The sequence below is a fragment of the Citrifermentans bremense genome (genome assembly GCF_014218275.1).
In the GTDB taxonomy this organism is placed as follows: domain Bacteria; phylum Desulfobacterota; class Desulfuromonadia; order Geobacterales; family Geobacteraceae; genus Geomonas; species Geomonas pelophila.
Genome location: NZ_AP023213.1, coordinates 3,762,815 through 3,777,572 on the forward strand (window position 1 = coordinate 3,762,815; position 14,758 = coordinate 3,777,572).

15 protein-coding genes are annotated in these 14,758 nt (G+C 64.3%); all 15 read right to left on the reverse strand.

The genetic code is table 11. From position 1 onward, the window contains the following. Positions 1-23: 23 nt before the first annotated feature. Positions 24-1,079, reverse strand: a complete 1,056-nt coding sequence (gene waaC, locus GEOBRER4_RS16665) for a lipopolysaccharide heptosyltransferase I (protein ID WP_185243215.1) — start codon at positions 1,077-1,079, stop codon at positions 24-26. A gap of 24 nt (positions 1,080-1,103) precedes the next feature. Next, entirely contained in the window at positions 1,104-1,721 is a 618-nt protein-coding gene (locus tag GEOBRER4_RS16670; protein WP_185243216.1) for a DUF4254 domain-containing protein, read from the reverse strand. Position 1,722: 1 nt separating this feature from the next. After that, on the reverse strand, positions 1,723-2,730 hold the full coding sequence (locus tag GEOBRER4_RS16675) for a glycosyltransferase family 9 protein (RefSeq protein ID WP_185243217.1): 1,008 nt from the start codon (positions 2,728-2,730) through the stop codon (positions 1,723-1,725). A gap of 161 nt (positions 2,731-2,891) precedes the next feature. Continuing rightward, positions 2,892-3,980, reverse strand: coding sequence for a glycosyltransferase (locus GEOBRER4_RS16680; protein ID WP_185243218.1), 1,089 nt, complete (start codon positions 3,978-3,980; stop codon positions 2,892-2,894). Between the two features lie 74 nt (positions 3,981-4,054). Then, positions 4,055-5,152: a DegT/DnrJ/EryC1/StrS family aminotransferase gene (locus GEOBRER4_RS16685; protein WP_185243219.1), complete on the reverse strand. Its 1,098-nt coding sequence runs from the start codon at positions 5,150-5,152 to the stop codon at positions 4,055-4,057. Continuing rightward, on the reverse strand, positions 5,152-5,565 hold the full coding sequence (locus GEOBRER4_RS16690; RefSeq protein ID WP_085815295.1) for a sugar 3,4-ketoisomerase: 414 nt from the start codon (positions 5,563-5,565) through the stop codon (positions 5,152-5,154). The genes GEOBRER4_RS16685 and GEOBRER4_RS16690 overlap by 1 nt, the downstream gene beginning before the upstream one ends. Then, complete coding sequence (locus GEOBRER4_RS20290; protein WP_318842562.1) at positions 5,565-6,035, reverse strand: N-acetyltransferase; 471 nt, start codon at positions 6,033-6,035, stop codon at positions 5,565-5,567. The genes GEOBRER4_RS16690 and GEOBRER4_RS20290 overlap by 1 nt, the downstream gene beginning before the upstream one ends. Next, positions 6,032-6,961, reverse strand: coding sequence for a glycosyltransferase family 2 protein (locus tag GEOBRER4_RS16700; protein WP_185243221.1), 930 nt, complete (start codon positions 6,959-6,961; stop codon positions 6,032-6,034). Before GEOBRER4_RS16700 ends, GEOBRER4_RS20290 begins: the two co-directional genes overlap by 4 nt. A 49-nt stretch (positions 6,962-7,010) precedes the next feature. Beyond that, the gene (locus tag GEOBRER4_RS16705; protein ID WP_185243222.1) at positions 7,011-7,964 is read right to left on the reverse strand and encodes a glycosyltransferase; all 954 of its coding nucleotides are present in this window, start codon (positions 7,962-7,964) and stop codon (positions 7,011-7,013) included. Continuing rightward, entirely contained in the window at positions 7,961-9,037 is a 1,077-nt protein-coding gene (locus GEOBRER4_RS16710; protein ID WP_185243223.1) for a glycosyltransferase family 4 protein, read from the reverse strand. The genes GEOBRER4_RS16705 and GEOBRER4_RS16710 overlap by 4 nt, the downstream gene beginning before the upstream one ends. Continuing rightward, positions 9,037-10,137, reverse strand: coding sequence for a glycosyltransferase family 4 protein (locus tag GEOBRER4_RS16715; RefSeq protein WP_185243224.1), 1,101 nt, complete (start codon positions 10,135-10,137; stop codon positions 9,037-9,039). The genes GEOBRER4_RS16710 and GEOBRER4_RS16715 overlap by 1 nt, the downstream gene beginning before the upstream one ends. Next, positions 10,134-11,240 (reverse strand): lipopolysaccharide heptosyltransferase II, encoded by a 1,107-nt coding sequence (gene waaF / locus GEOBRER4_RS16720; RefSeq protein WP_185243225.1) that lies wholly within the window; start codon positions 11,238-11,240, stop codon positions 10,134-10,136. Before waaF ends, GEOBRER4_RS16715 begins: the two co-directional genes overlap by 4 nt. Further along, positions 11,237-12,331, reverse strand: coding sequence for a tetraacyldisaccharide 4'-kinase (gene lpxK, locus GEOBRER4_RS16725; protein WP_185245356.1), 1,095 nt, complete (start codon positions 12,329-12,331; stop codon positions 11,237-11,239). Before lpxK ends, waaF begins: the two co-directional genes overlap by 4 nt. 25 nt (positions 12,332-12,356) lie before the next feature. After that, a complete protein-coding gene (locus GEOBRER4_RS16730; protein WP_185243226.1) occupies positions 12,357-13,658 on the reverse strand; it encodes a 3-deoxy-D-manno-octulosonic acid transferase in 1,302 nt (433 codons plus the stop codon). 159 nt (positions 13,659-13,817) lie between these two features. Beyond that, positions 13,818-14,753, reverse strand: a complete 936-nt coding sequence (locus tag GEOBRER4_RS16735) for a lysophospholipid acyltransferase family protein (protein ID WP_185243227.1) — start codon at positions 14,751-14,753, stop codon at positions 13,818-13,820. Positions 14,754-14,758: the final 5 nt, after the last annotated feature.

Consider the following 14,758-nt stretch of genomic DNA (forward strand, 5'->3'; position numbering starts at 1 on the left):
ACTGCAGGCCGGGGCGCAGCGGATCAAGAAACGGATTCGGCAGCATCCAGGAGTTCCTGGCAGGCCTGCAGCATGGCCTTCACCTCGATGCTCCTGCGGCACTCGTCGTCCCGGTCGCAGGAGCGGCGCAGGCACTTGGTGCAGGAAAGCGGCGACTGCACCGCCCGGTGCTCTCCCCGCGGCGCGTTGCGGGAACCGTCGGTAGCGCGGTACAGGCTGACCGTGGGGGTCCCGACGGCAGCGGCGATGTGGATGGGCCCGGTGTCCCCGCCAAGGACCAGGTCGACCTTCTTCAAGAGAGCGGCAAATCCCTTCAGGGTCAGCTTGGGGAGCACCCGCACCTGGCGCCCGATCCCCGCGGCGATCTCCTTGGCCCCCTCGTGCTCGGTCTCCCCGCTCCAGGAAAGGAGGATGGTGGCCTCCGGGTAGAGTGCCAGAAGTTCCTGTCCCAGCGAGATCCACCCTTCCTGGTGCCAGTGCTTCGTGCTCCAGGTGGTGCCATGATGCAGCACGAAGACCAGCCCGTCGGAGAGCGTCGCCAGGAACGCCTCGGCGGCCGCATCGTCCTCAGGGGGGGTGAAGATATCGGTGGCAAGCTGCATCCCCTGGTAGTTCTTGCCGAAGGGGACGCTCACCACCCGCAGCGCCCGGTCGTTCACGTGCTGGTCGGCGCGCCTGAGCGGTATCTGGTTCGTGGTGCAGTAGACGTTGAGGCTCTCGCGCACCGCTTCCCGGTCGAAGCCGTAGCGCCTCGGGCAGCCGGTGATCCTGGTGACGATGCCGCTCTTGATGTTCCCCTGCAGGTCGAAGACGATGTCGTAGTTGCGCTCCTTGAGCGTGTTCGCCAGGGCGTTCACCTCTTTAAGCGTGGCCAGCGCGAACGGCTTCTTGCGCCACGCCTTGAAGCGCGCGAGGTGCAGCCGGGAGATCAGCGGGTTGCCGGAGAGCATGTCCCGGAAAGCCTCTTCCACCACCCAGTCGATCTCGACCCCCTTGACCGTTTGGGCCAGGTAATCCAGCACCGGCAGGGCATGTACCACGTCACCCAGCGCCGACATCTTGACGATCAGAACGCGCACGACAGACTCCTTCCCCTATTCATCTCAGGCGCCTGTCTGCCGGTACAGCTCGGGGTTCAGGGTCGGGTCGTTGTACATCTTGAACTGACGGTACAGCTTCATCTTCCGGTTCCCCGCCAGGTAATCGTCGAGGAGGCGGTGCAGTGCCTGCTCCAGGTCGGCGCGCTGCTCCCTGAGGGTGGCGAGCTTTTGCTGGGAGCGGCTTCTGTGGGCGTCGTCGATGTCGTCGCGCAGGGTGTCCTCGTGCATGTGGTAGACCTTGAGCGACATGATGAAGATGCGGTCCACGATAGAGCCGGGGGTCTCCGAGTTGATCGGGAGATCCTTATCGAAATCGACCTTCGGGGTGAGCCAGGCGAGGATCGCCTCGTCCAGCTTCTCGATCAGGTCGTTTCTCTGCTGGTTGAAGCCGTCGATGTTGCGCTTCACCTGGGCGATCATGCTGTCGTCGACGTCTGTGCGGCGCGCCTTGTCCTCCTCGTGCCACAGCGAATAGTTGCGCCAGCCGAGTTCGAGCGCTATAGGGTTCAGTTCGCCCGGCTCGCTTCTGTAATCGGCCGGGTCGCTGTGCCAGAAGGTTATCAGGCGGTCGAACGCCTGGATCAGATCTGCCAGTTTCAATTCCTGTACGTGCATCTTCATTTCACCTCTCTTTGACTGCCAACATTTCCGTCGCTACCTTATCCGCCTCGTCGACCGTTATCTTCTCCATGCAGAGCCTGAACTCCTTGTTGCTGCACTTGAAGCTGTTGCAGGGGCAGCAGTCCAGTTCGTCGTGGATGACTATCCGGTGCCCCTCGCCGACCGGGCCGCTTCTCACAGGGCTGATCGGGCCGTAAAGCGCCAGGTTCCTGGTGCCGACCGCGGCCGCTATGTGCATGGGGCCGGTGTCGCCGGTGACCAGGAACTCGCAGTGCTTGAGCAAAGCGGCGAGCTCCCCCAGCGAACAGCCGCACAGATCGTACACCTGCTCCTTCATCCCCGCCCGGATCGCCGCAGCAAGCGGAGCCTCGTCCCGGCTCCCGACCACCACCACGGCCACGCCGCGCGCAGCCAGCCGGTCCCCCAGCTCCGCGTAGCGCTCGATGGGCCAGCACTTGTTCTCGCTGCTGGTCCCGGGGTTGAAGGCGACCAGGCGCCTGCCTGCCAGGCCGTTCTCCCGCACGAACCGCTCCGCGTACTCGGTATCCGCCTGCGAGGGGAAGAAGTCGAGGGAGCGGTCGGCCCGCTCCGGGTCCACACCGAGGCGGGCCAGGGGGCGCAGGTGGTCGACGATGGCGTGGATCACCCGTCCGCGGGTCTTGTGGTAGACCAGCACCCGGCAAGGGATGGCCGCCGTCACCAGCGCCCAACCCTTCAGGTTGCTCCGCTGGTAGTTGAGCACCAGGTCGAAGCGCTTGGGCCTGAGCCGCTTCCAGAGTTTGAAGACGCCGCCCCAGGTCTTCTGCTCCCCCTTCTTGTCGAAGATTACCACCTCGTCCACCATCGGATTGTCCGCGAAAAGAAGCGCGGTGACGCGGGAGCTTACCATGATGGTAATGGAGGCTGCGGGGTAGATCCCCTTCAGGGCCCGGATCACGGGGGTCATGTGCAATAGGTCGCCGATGGCGCCCGGCTTGATGATGAGTATGTTCGAGACCTTAGCGTTCATCGGTTCCTTTTTAAGCACCTATATTCATCCCCGTTTGTGAAGGTTCAGGCATAGCGCTAGAACTAACGTTCCCCCCTTTGCGAGGGCCTGCGCGCCGTAGCGCTTCGGTCCGCGAAGGCGGGAGGGGAGACAGGGGGGATTTTCCCCACCGTGGGCAAATGCTACAGCGCCCCCTCTCCCTCCAGTAGCACCCGTAAAAGGCGCGCCGGATCATGCTCCTGGGCAAGGGTCCTTGCGGCCTCGCAGGCCCTGGCGCTGTAGCCGTCCCAGTCGGCCAGCACCCGGTCGACGGCCGCGGAGAGCGCCTCCGGCGTGCGCTCGGCAATGGTCTCGCCGGCGCCGAAGCGCTCCACCTGGGCTCCGGGCCAGGTGCCGCTGGTGGCGATCACCGGGGAGCCGAGCAAAAGCGCGTCCAGCACGATGCCGCTCACCTGGCTTGCGAACTGCTCGCGGGCGTAGGGTGCCAAGACCAGCGCCCCCTTGAAGCGGGAGAGGTACTCGGCCCTGTCGGGAGCGCTGTCGTCGCCCCTCAACCCCTGGTAGCCGCAGGCAAGAAGGGCGCGCACAACCTCCCCCTCGCGACGGCCGTGCCGGTCGGCGTGCTTTTGGGAGACCTGCACCAAAAGGGGGATGTTTCTCCCCTGTGCCGCCCAGTTTCCGGCCATCCCCGCGACCAGGTCGAGCCCCTTGTTGAGGCGCGCCGCCCCCGCCATCAGCAGGTGGGAGAAGGGAACCGGCTCAGGTGCGGTCGCGGGTCCCTGCGCCGGATATGGGACGCAGACCACGCGGCGGTACCCCATGCCCCGCAGCGACTCGGCCACCTGCTCCGTGGAGGTGACGGCGAGAGCATGCTCACGGGCGCCCCAGGTGAGCGGGAACAGGTACTGGTCACGGACCGTGGTGGGAGGACGGTGAAAAAAGAGCCGTGCAGCGTTGGGGTCCTTGCCGGTAAAGGCGGCGGTCATGGTCACTGCGGCGGCATGGCGCGCATCGGCGGTCAAGACCAGAAAGGGGTTGCCGGCGCGGGTCTCCCGCGCAATGGTGCGCCACTCGGCGAGCGGGCTCCCCACCCTCGGCTCCTGCCGGCAGACCTGCACCCCGGCCATCCGCTCCAGCATCGCGTCCGCCTCGGGGTGCGCGAAGACCTCGAGAACGGCGTCGGTGGCGCGGCTCCCCAAAGCGCGCACGAAATCGCAGTAATGCCCGCTGGGACTGCGCAGGTTCGGCTCTATGAACAGAAGTCTTTTCATTTCAACCCTTTGATGCCTTGGTGAGGAACCGCTTCACATCAGTTCCTGGATCACTTCCGTTTGCTTAATCGGGTCTACCGCAGTGCCTCGTTCACGACCGCGATGACCCGCTCTGCGTCCGCGGCTGAGAGGTGCGGCCCCATCGGAAGGCTCAAGACCTGTTGCGCCAGGCGCTCGGCAACGGGGAGACTTCCCTGCGGCAGCTGCACGGCCCGATAGGCGTCCTGGCGGTGGGGCGGAACCGGGTAGTGGATCAGGGTCTCGATGCCTGCCTCCTTGAGCGCTCCCTGGAGCCGGTCGCGTTCGTGATGGCAGACGGCGAAGAGATGCCAGGCCGACTCCGCCCCGTCAATAACGCGCGGCAGGCGCAGCCGGTCAAGGCGTATCCCTTCGAGGTAGAGCTTCGCGATCGCTTTGCGCCGTTCGTTCCAGGCGTCGAGCCGTGCAAGCTTGACCCGCAAAAACGCAGCCTGCAGTTCGTCCAGGCGCGAGTTGAAGCCCTGCACCTCGTGGCAGTAGCGGACCTTGGAGCCGTAGCTGCGCAGCAGGCGGATCTTGTCGGCAAGCGCGCCGTCGTTCGTGGTGACGGCGCCGCCGTCCCCCAGCGCGCCGAGGTTCTTGCCGGGATAGAAGCTGAAGCCGGCCGCGTCGCCGAGGTTCCCCGCCCTTTTGCCGCGGTAGGTCGCGCCGTGCGCCTGCGCCGAGTCCTCGATGACCTTCAGACCGTGGCGCCTGGCGATATCGAGGATCGGGTCCATATCCGCCGGCTGGCCGTAGAGGTGCACCGGCATGATGGCACGGGTAGCAGGGGTGATGGCGGCCTCGATCAGCTCCGGCCTCATGTTGTGCGTCGCCTCGTCCGGCTCGACGGGTACCGGCGTGGCACCGGCGTAGGAGACGGCAAGCCAGGTGGCGATGTAGGTGTTGGAAGCGACGATCACCTCGTCGCCGGGGCCAATCTCCATGGCGCGCAGGATGAGGTGCAGCGCGTCCAGCCCATTGCCGACGCCGATGCAGTGCTTCGTCCCGCAAAAGGCTGCGAACTCCGCCTCGAACGCCTCGACTTCGCGTCCGGTGATGAACCATCCCGACTCCATCACACGGCGGTAGGCCGCGTCGAGCTCGTCCTTCAGCTCCAGGTAGGGGGCCTTCAGGTCAAGAAAGGGGACCATCACTTCCCTCCCCTGACGTCGCGCAAAAAGTGATCGTATTCGCGGTAGTAGTCGCTTTCGTCGTAGAAGTTTGAGGCAAGCGACAAAAGGACGGCACCGGAGGAGAAGTTGTCGATCTCCCGCCAGACCATGGGCGCCACGTACAGGGCGTAGTACGAGCGGTTCATGTGGAAGCGCTTCCGCTCGAAGCCGTCGTCGAGCACCACGTCGAAGCTGCCGGACATGGCGATGATCATCTGGTTCATCTCGCGGTGCGCGTGCCCGCCGCGTTCCGCTCCCCCCGGGACGTCGTAGAGGTAGTAGACGCGCTTTATGTCGAAGGGGAAGTGCCTGTTCTCCTCGATGAAGGTCAGGTTCCCGCGCGGATCGGAGATCTTGGGGAGATCGATCAGTTTGCACTTGGAAAGAGACATCAGCACTTCTCCTCGATGTACCGGATCAGGCGCGCCGGGTTGCCGGCCACTAAGGCGCCAGCCGGGACATCCTTGGTGACCACGGCGCCAGCCGCCACCATGGCTCCGGCGCCGATGGTCAAACCGGGAAGGATGGTGGCGTTGGCACCGATCGTCGCCCCACACTCCACGACCGTTTTGAGAAGCTGAAACGGTTTCTTGCTGCGGGGGTACATGTCGTTGGTAAAGGTGGCGTTTGGGCCGATGAAGACGTCGTCCGCCACGCGCAGTCCGTCCCAGAGCTGCACGCCACACTTGACAGTCACCCGGTCTCCCACCACGACGTCGTTTTCGATGAAAACATGGTCGCAGATATTGCAGTCCGAGCCGATGGTCGCCTGCGGGAGCACATGCGCGAAGGCCCAGATCCTGGTGTTGTCGCCGATCTTCGTCGACTCCACCAGGGCATGGCTGTGTACGAAGTAGTTCAAATTGCCCCCCTGCTTCTGCGTCTGCATTTGAATAAGTACTTCAAGACCCGCGCCTTCTGTCCCCACGAGCCACTCCCTTCCGTGCCGAGAAGCGCCCTGAAGACCCTGCGCGCCCTGCCAAAGCTGTTGTTCCGATAGTACACCTTGGCCACGTTGTAAAAAATCTCCCTCCTGGCCAAGTTGAGTTCGCTTCGGAACGCTGGGTACTGCTGTCGCAAATAAACGAAAGTCCGCAGGGTTTCCATGATTATGCTGTCACGCTTGGTACTGGAAATATTCTGAGGATGAATGCGGTACAGCGCATACACGCCGTCTACCGCCCCCCATACACCGTCGAGACCGACGACATCGATAATGAACTTCCAGTCTGAGGAGATCGGTATCCGCGTGTCGAAACCGCCGGGAGGGGTGGCAGAGGCGCGCCACATCAGCGAGGTCCCCATGAAGAAGGAACCGACGCCCCCTTCGATGATTTTGCCCGCTCCGACACCGTTGCGACCGGCTCTACCACTTCCTCTCACATGCTCCGAGCCGTCCAAAGAGGTGAAGAAGACACGCACATCGTGCCCACACATGACCCGTCTCTCGTCCGCCTCCAGCCACTGTACCTGGTGCGAAATCTTCCCCGGAAGCAGGACGTCGTCTCCGCCCTGGCACGAGATGTATTTTCCGCTACATAGGGCCAAGGCACGATTGCAGTTACTCGTTATTCCCCCATTGCTCTCGGCCAAGGAAGGGATGACTTTCCCGGGGTACCTCAGGGCAAAGTCAGCGACGATCTCTGCAGTGCCGTCCACTGAACCGTCGTCCGCCACCACAATCTCAAGTTCAGGGTAGTCTTGATCTACGGCGCTTTGTAGTGCCTGTTCAATGTAGGCGCGCTGATTGTAGGTGATTATGAAGTGTGAAACTTTCGGTAAAGCCATTACGCCCCCTTGCTTAAAAGGCATTGCTAACGGCAACAGAGTGAGCATGTCACCATTTTTTGCTGCGGCGGTACCGGTCGATGATGCGGCCAAGGTGCTTCATTGCGTCCCGAAGGAATTCGGCGAGGGCACTCCGAAGGCTAGTCGCGTAGCATCTCGCCTCCACGATGCTCCAGTAGCGCTCCATCGCGATACGGTCGCTCAGCGTACGTGCCCTCTCCTTGGAGATCATGCCTGTCGCCGAGGCCGTTTTCAGGTCGTTTAGCCAAGTCTGCAGCACCGCGGTGGCGTTTTTGGCGCTTCGCTCCCTCCTGGCACGGGAAGGAATTTTTGTGGCCGCGATGCTCTCGTTGCTGCAGTGAACCCTGTAGTTCACCAGCGGGAGGTCCACGAAAGTGACCCCTCCTCCCAGCAGGCTCCGAAAAGGAAGCACCATATCCTCGGCAATTACCACTGGGTCGATGGGTCCGAAGTTATCGAAGCTCCGCCTGGTGAACATGTGGGTGCAGCCTGGCACTCCCACCCCGCCGCGCTGCACTGCCTCCTCGACAGAGCCGGCGAAGGATGCTGCCGTCTTCTCGAAGAGCCGCCCCGTTCGGCACCCCTCCTCGTCGATGAGGAACGCATCGGAGAAAACCGAATCCGCTCGTCCTCCCTGTCCCTGCCAATGCTGGTACAGTGCCAGTGTCCGCTCCGGCAAGGATATGTCGTCAGCGGCCGCAAGGATTATAAGATCGCCTCTGGAGAGGCCAACGGCTCGGTTGATATGACCGCAGATGCCGAGGTTTTCGGGGCTGCGGTTCAGGATGATCTTGTGCGGGCCGCGGTACGCCTCAGCCATCTCACTCATGATGCGGAAGGTCCCGTCGGGCGAGCAGTCGTCGGTCAGGATTATTTCCAGCGGCTCATAGGTCTGCGCCAGTGCCGCCGCCACCGCGTCCGCAACAAACTGCTCCTGGCGGTAGGCGAGCAATATGAAACTGATCAGCGGACGCTCGCTCACCCCCGCTCCCCCGCCATCTCCCGGTAGCGGTCCACGTAGTCGTCAACCATCCTGTTCAGGTCGAAGCGGACGAAGGCGTCTTCCCGCGCCCTTTGCCTCATCGAGGCAACGAGTTCGGGATCGGCGGAGAGGCGCGCCAGCGCCTCAACGAACTGGTCCTGGTCGTCGACCAGCACCCCGGTTTCGCCGTCGAGGGCAAGCTCGGGATAGCTGCCGGAGCGGTAGCCTACGAAGGGTGTGCCGACGGCCAAAGATTCCAGGACGTTCAGGGCGCACCCCTCGCGGCGGAAGGCGCTCACGTTGAAGTCGAGCCCGGCCATGGCGTCGCCGATCTCCGCATACGGGATCTTACCCGGGAAGTGGACGGCGTCCGCCACCCCCAGCTCGGCCGCAAGCTTCTCGAGCGCGGGCTGCTTCTCGTCGTCCTTGCCGATGATGACGAGCTTCGCCTGGGGGAGCTTTTCCCGCACCCGCGGCATCATCGCGATCAGCTCCTCCTGGTTCTTGTAGAAGTAGCCGATCACCCCCAGCAGCGGCTTGGCGCCCGCTACCGCCGGAACCTTCTCCCAAAAGCCGGGCCTCGGCTCCTTGAACGGGGTGAGGTCGATGCCGTTGTGGATCACCTGCACCTTGCCGGAAAGGACCGGGAAGCGGCGCTTCATGTCGTCGCCGATGAAGCCGGATACCGCGACGATCCGGTCGGCCAGGTTGATGATGGAGCTGGAGGTGCTCCCCAAAAGGCAGTGCTGGGTGAGGAGCATCGGGAGCCCCGCAGCGACGGAGGCGATCTTGCCGACCACGAGGTCATGGTTTCTGTGCACGTGGATCAGGTCGAACCTGCCGCGCCGGATCTCGCTTGCCGTCCTGGCGACACCGGTGAGAAGCCCGAGCCCCTTTCGCGGCACGGCGCAGACATCATGCCCCGCCTTCCGGAAAGGCTCCACCAGGGCGCCACCCTCCCGCACGAACACGGTCACCTCGTGGCCCCGCTCGCGCAGCTTGGAAGCGACCATCAGCATAACCTGCTCGGCTCCGCCCCAGCCGCGGCTGTTGTCGATCATGGCAACGCGCATCAGGCCCCCAGGAGTTTTTTGTAGAACTGCAGGTAGCTTCTTCCCATCGCCTGCAGCGAGTAGCGCTCGCGGATCAGTTCGTATCCCTCGCGTCCCATGGCGAAGCGACGGGCGTCATCCTTCAAAAGGCCGATAACGGCGGCGGCGAAGTCGGGGGTGGTCCCGTCCACCATGATCCCCACGTCCTCACCCTTGAATATGTCGACGTAGCCACCCTCGTTGTAGCCCACCACCGGGGTCCCCGCGGCCAGGCTCTCCAGATGCACGATGCCGAGCCCTTCGTTTCTGTGCGTGGTGACCGAGAGGTCGAGGTCGTGGAACATGTCGTAGATCCGGTCGCGCGGCACGAGCCCGGTGAAGAGGACGTTCTCCTCCACGCCCAGCTCTTTGGCGCGGACGACGAGCGGCTCGACCAGGGGGCGGGCCGAATCGTTGCCGATGAAGGCGAGGGTGATGCCGGGAAATTCCTTCATGAGCAAAGGAAGCATCTCCACCATCTCGATCTGGTTCTTCCAGAACTCCCCTACCATGCCGATAACCGGGAAGCGGCGCCCGGTGAGGTAGCGCCCCGGGCGATCGTTGTCGAACTTCTCTTCCGGCGGCGGTTCGGGGAGCTTGATGCCGTAGTAGAGGATGTGCGACTTGCCGCGGGCGGCGGGATTGCTGTTCACAAGCTTGTCCTGCACGTGCACCGAGATGTTGACGATGGCGTCCACGGCGGAGAGGAGAAACTGGTTGCGCTCGGTCGGGAGGTGGTAGCTCATCATCAGCTTGCCGTGGCGCTTGAACGGGAACGCCGCGCGGTAGGCGAGAACGGTGAGCGCGAGGTCGTGCTCCCGGTTGATGGAGACGATGTCGAAGCGCTCGCTGCGCAGCATGGAGACCAGCCAGGGGAAGGTCCGCACCATGTTGAGGCCGTGCTTGTAAGGCATCAGGTGCACCTTGAAGCCAAGCTCTGCGTACCTCGTCTCGTTCACCGTGTCCTGGCGCACCAGGAACTGGACTTCCACGCCGTTTTCGCGCAATTCCAGGGCAAGGTCCTTGAGGTGCTCCTGCCCCCCGCTCCATCCCTTGCCGTTGTTGATCAGCAGAACTTTCATCTATCCGTATGCTCCCTATCCCCTGCGGCAAGCAGGGCTTCAATTTCAGCCAGTACTTCTTCGACGGTTATCGCCTCGATGCAGGCGGGCCTCCCGCGCTCCGACGGCTCGCACTCGGTGAAGAACCGCTGGCGGCACGGGCTGCAGGGGAAGTCGTGGCGCACCACGCGGCACACCTTTCCCCAGGGGCCGAACTTCACCGGCGACTGCGGGCCGAAAAGCGCCACCAGCGGCACCTGGAGCGAGGCGGCGAGGTGCATGATGCCGCTGTCGTTGCAGATAAGCGCCCCGCAGCGGGAGAGAAGCGCCATGGTCTGGCGCAGTGTGGTGGAGCCGACCGCCTCGAGGGGCGGGACATCCAGGCCGCCGCGTATCGCATCGAGCGCCTCTTTGTCACGGGGACCGCCGAAGAACAGGATCCGGCAGGCGTGACGCTTTTGCAGTGCACGCGCGAGTTCGGTGAAGTTGTCCAGGTGCCAGGCGCGCGGCGGGTTCGCGGCGAAGGGGTGCATCCCGACCACCAGCTCGTCCGCACCGACGCCTCGCTCCCGGAAGAAGTCGTCCGCGAACGCCTTTTCCTCGGCCGAGAGCCACGCCTCGAGATGGTCGTCCACAACCGGCACGCCGTCGGCGCGCAGGACGTCCAGGAAGTTCTGCACCTCGTGCTGTCCGTGCCGGTAGGGCACCCCCTTGGTCAAGAGCAAGCTCCGCCCCTCGGTGGCGAAGCCCACCCGTTTGGGGGCGCCAGAGAGAAAGCCTATGACGGCGCTGCCGAAGGAGCGCTTCAGCACGTAGACCTTGTCGAAGCGGCGGGCGCGCAACTCCCTGATGAAGCCGAGCTTGTCGCCTAGCGTCTTGTGGGTGGAACGGCTGTCAGCATGGATGGTGGGGGGATCCCAGAAGATGAGCTCGTCGACGTAGGGGGTTCCCTGGATCACCTCGGAGGATCCGGGGGCGACGACCCAGGCGATGTAGGCATCGGGCTCGGCACGGCGCAGGTTGCGCAGAAACGGGACAGTGAGGATGGTGTCGCCGATGAAACGGTAGCGCAGCACCAGGATCCTTTTCCCGGTGCGGTTGTCAGTCATGGCAGCCATGGTCATGCGCGTTTATCCCCGCCTTTTTTCTGTTCCAGCGCCCGCGCCTGGCCGTTCGCGACAAGACGATCCACCATCCCTTGCAGAAGCGGTGCATCGAGAGGCTCGAGATCGAGCCGCGCCACGTAGACGGTTCCCAGTTGTTCTTTGAAGGGGGCGAGCTTCACCGCGTCCTTCTCGGTGGTTACCATGAAAGTCGACCGGGACGCCTTCTTCAGGCGCAAAACGGCCGCAATTTCGGCGTCACCATAGCAGATATGGTCCGAAAAAGCGAGAGTGGTAACCAGTTGCACCCCCTCCTTTTCCAGCGAATCGAAGAACCCGGCCGGGTCGGCGATGCCGGCAAAGGCCATGGCGCGCTCTCCCTTCAGCTCGGCAAACGCCCGGGGCTCTCCCCCTTCCAGAGGAGCGCAGCCGTTCAGCCGGTGCATTGAGTGGCAGACCGGCTTATCCAGGTTCGCAAGCTGCGGTGCGCCATCGGGCTGGCAGCGCGTGAAGAGCACAAGGTCGGCACGCTTCACGGCACTCTTCGGTTCCCTCAGGTACCCGGCCGGGAGCACGCGCTCGTTGCCGAAGGGGCGCCTGCAGTCTAGCAGCAGCAGGTTCAGGTCGCGCTTGAGCTTCAGGTGCTGAAAGCCGTCGTCCAGGATGAACACGTCCGGGGCAAGCTCCTTGAGTGCGAGAAGCCCGGCGCGGTAGCGGTCGGCCCCCGTCACCACCATGAGCCCCGGCACCTTGCGCGCAAGAAGGCAAGGTTCGTCCCCAGCCTCTTCCGGCCCCACGAGGAGGCTTTTGCCGTCGCTGACGATGCGCAGTTCCCCCTCCGCGCTCCCGCCGTAGCCGCGCGACAGGACGGCCACCTTTTTGCCGCGCCCGATCAGGTAGGAGGCGAGCCAGGCGACGGTCGGGGTCTTGCCGGTTCCGCCAAGGGTGATGTTACCGACCGAGATCACCGGGCGGGGGAGCCGGTGCGACGGAATCAGGCCGCTCGCGTACCCAAGCGCCCGCGCCCTGAGCGCCAGCGCGTAGGGAAGCGAGGCGAGGCGCAGGCCGGCCAGGGCGAGCCTGTCCTTCCAGCCCGCGCGCTTTCCGTCCATCAGTTCCTTGAAATAGAGTTCGAAATCAGCCACGTGTTTCTCCCAGGCACGCCGCCATCGCGTCCAGATGGCGCGCGGTGGAGCCGGCACTTTCCGCTAGGATCCCCGCGCCACGGCGCCCAATCTCGTCGCGGCTGGCGGCATCGCCGGAAAGGGAAACGAGCTTATCCCCCAGTTCGGGCGCGCCTGTGAGCTGGATGCCCCCACCCTTGGCGAGGAAGGTCGCGGCGATCTCGCGGAAGTTTTCCATGTGCGGCCCGAAGAGAACCGGGACGCCGCAGGCCGCGGGCTCCAGCGGGTTGTGCCCACCCGTCGGGACCAGCGAGCCTCCCACGAAGACGAGGTCCGAGGCGCCGTAAAGCCCGGCGAGCTCGCCGACCGTGTCGAGGATGAACACCTCTCCCGCCTGTTGCGGCGCGGGAGCCGCCTCCAGCTGCGAGCGGCGCCGCAACTGGAATCCGCTCTTCTTCACCAGTTCGGCGACGCCGGCGGCGCGCTCCGGGTGGCGCGGGGCGAGGATGAGGAAACTCTCCGGCCGCGCCGACAGGAGCATGCGGTACGCCTCAAGGACGAATTCCTCCTCCCCCTCGTGGGTGCTGGCGGCGGTGAAGATGAAGGGGCCTTCGGGGATGCCGTACTTCGCCTTCACCCCGGACGCCTGCTCCGCGTTTCTCGGCCGCAGCGGGATGTCGTACTTCAGGTTCCCGGCGACGTGGACCGTCTCCGGCCGCGCCCCGATGGCCTGGATGCGGCTTGCATCCTCCGCGCTTTGCATGCAGAGAGAGGAGAGCCTTTGCAGCACGGGGCGGAAGAACCAGGAAAAGCGGAGGTAGCGCGAAAGCGAGCGGTCCGAGATGCGGCCGTTGGCGAGTAGTACCGGGATACCGAGCTTCCCCGCCTCCTTGATGAAGTTGGGCCAGATCTCGGTCTCCATGATGACCACTAGGTCGGGCCTCACCTTTTCAAGGACGGCGCGGACGGCGAAAGGATAGTCGAAGGGGAAATAGATGCAGACGTCGGCGGAGTTGCTTTTGAGAGCTACGCCGCGGCCGGTCTCGGTCACGTTGGTGATCACCAGCCGGTGTTCCGGGAAACGCGAACGGATCCCCTTGAGGAGCGGTTGGGCGGCGAGGGTCTCCCCTACCGAGACGGCGTGGACCAGGATGGTCCTCTGGCCTTGAACCGGCGCCAGTTCGCTGTCCGGGATGGCGCCGAAGCGCTCCATGAAGGCGGTGCGCCTCCCCCGGCTCAAGGAGCGGTAGGCGTGGTAGGGGACCAGCACCGGCAGCAGCAGCCAGAGCAGCAGGTTGTAAAAGAAGTCGATCATTTAATAGAAAACACCCTCTGGCAATAGGACCTGGGTCCGCGCCTCGAAGCCTTGTCAGGCAAGTCATTGCAGTTGCATCAAGATGGCCGCCATCGGCGACGCCCTCACCCCCTCCGGGGGAGGGAATGCAGACGCTACTCCATCTGCGGCGGGTGTCGCTCAGTCGCTGGCTGCCCCGTCCGCTACGGCTGGAGCAGGGGAGTTCTTCCAGCGTTTGTGCACCCAGTACCACTGCGTGGGGTGCTGGATCACGTACTCCTCGATGAACCGGGTCAGCGCCCTGGTGTCCTCGGCGGCGGCAAGCTCCGGGTCATCCAGGGTGGACATCTGGTACTCGGGGTACAGGGTGACTATGTTCTTGCCCCCCTCGCGGTGGATGAAGCCGGGAACCATGGGAGCGCCGCTCTTGCGCCCGATGAGCGCCGGAAGCCGGATGGTCCAGGCGGGCCGCCCCAGGAAATCGACCAGCACCCCACCGTCGGGATGCACCGCCTGGTCGATCAGAAGCCCCACGATCTCCTGTTTCTTCAGCGCCGCGAACATGGAGCGCAGCGCTCCGTCCTTGTAGATGACGCCGTTGCCGTAGGCCTTGCGGATCTTCTCGATCAGCGCGTTCAGGTGCGGGTTGTCCTGGCGCCGGGCCACCACGGAGATCTCGTGGTGACGCACGCCGAAGGCAAGCGCCATCAGTTCCCAGTTGCCGCAGTGGGCGGTGATGAAGGCGATCCCCTTCCCCTTGGCGAGCGCGGCCTCGTAATGCTCCAGCCCCCGAAACTCGACCGAGTCGATGAGCCCCTGCCCCTTGCCGCGGTAAAGCTTGCAGACCTCGACCACGCAGCAGCCGAGGTTCTCGAAGGTCTCCCGCGCCAGTTGCTCGGCCGTGCCGCCGCGCCAGCCGGGCTGGCTTTCCAGAAAGGGGAGGCTCGCCGCGATGTTCTCGATGGCCACCCGCCGCCTTCCTTTCACCAGTCGGAAGAAGAGCCGGCCGATACACCTTCCCGCGGCCAGCGCCACCCGGTCCGGCAGGAGCGCAACAGCAAAGGAGACCGCGACAAAAAGCGCGGTCTCCAGGTACCATCGGATCTGTTTCAACATCAAGA

Excerpts from the sequence above, each read along its gene's own strand:
- GEOBRER4_RS16670 (WP_185243216.1), bottom strand. The coding sequence starts at position 1,721 with ATGAAGATGCACGTACAGGAATTGAAACTGGCAGATCTGATCCAGGCG.
- GEOBRER4_RS16675 (WP_185243217.1), bottom strand. The coding sequence starts at position 2,730 with ATGAACGCTAAGGTCTCGAACATACTCATCATCAAGCCGGGCGCCATC.
- GEOBRER4_RS16680 (WP_185243218.1), bottom strand. The coding sequence starts at position 3,980 with ATGAAAAGACTTCTGTTCATAGAGCCGAACCTGCGCAGTCCCAGCGGG.
- GEOBRER4_RS16685 (WP_185243219.1), bottom strand. The coding sequence starts at position 5,152 with ATGGTCCCCTTTCTTGACCTGAAGGCCCCCTACCTGGAGCTGAAGGAC.
- GEOBRER4_RS16690 (WP_085815295.1), bottom strand. The coding sequence starts at position 5,565 with ATGTCTCTTTCCAAGTGCAAACTGATCGATCTCCCCAAGATCTCCGAT.
- GEOBRER4_RS16700 (WP_185243221.1), bottom strand. The coding sequence starts at position 6,961 with ATGGCTTTACCGAAAGTTTCACACTTCATAATCACCTACAATCAGCGC.
- GEOBRER4_RS16710 (WP_185243223.1), bottom strand. The coding sequence starts at position 9,037 with ATGCGCGTTGCCATGATCGACAACAGCCGCGGCTGGGGCGGAGCCGAG.
- GEOBRER4_RS16715 (WP_185243224.1), bottom strand. The coding sequence starts at position 10,137 with ATGAAAGTTCTGCTGATCAACAACGGCAAGGGATGGAGCGGGGGGCAG.
- waaF (WP_185243225.1), bottom strand. The coding sequence starts at position 11,240 with ATGACCATGGCTGCCATGACTGACAACCGCACCGGGAAAAGGATCCTG.
- lpxK (WP_185245356.1), bottom strand. The coding sequence starts at position 12,331 with ATGGACGGAAAGCGCGCGGGCTGGAAGGACAGGCTCGCCCTGGCCGGC.
- GEOBRER4_RS16730 (WP_185243226.1), bottom strand. The coding sequence starts at position 13,658 with ATGATCGACTTCTTTTACAACCTGCTGCTCTGGCTGCTGCTGCCGGTG.
- GEOBRER4_RS16735 (WP_185243227.1), bottom strand. The coding sequence starts at position 14,753 with ATGTTGAAACAGATCCGATGGTACCTGGAGACCGCGCTTTTTGTCGCG.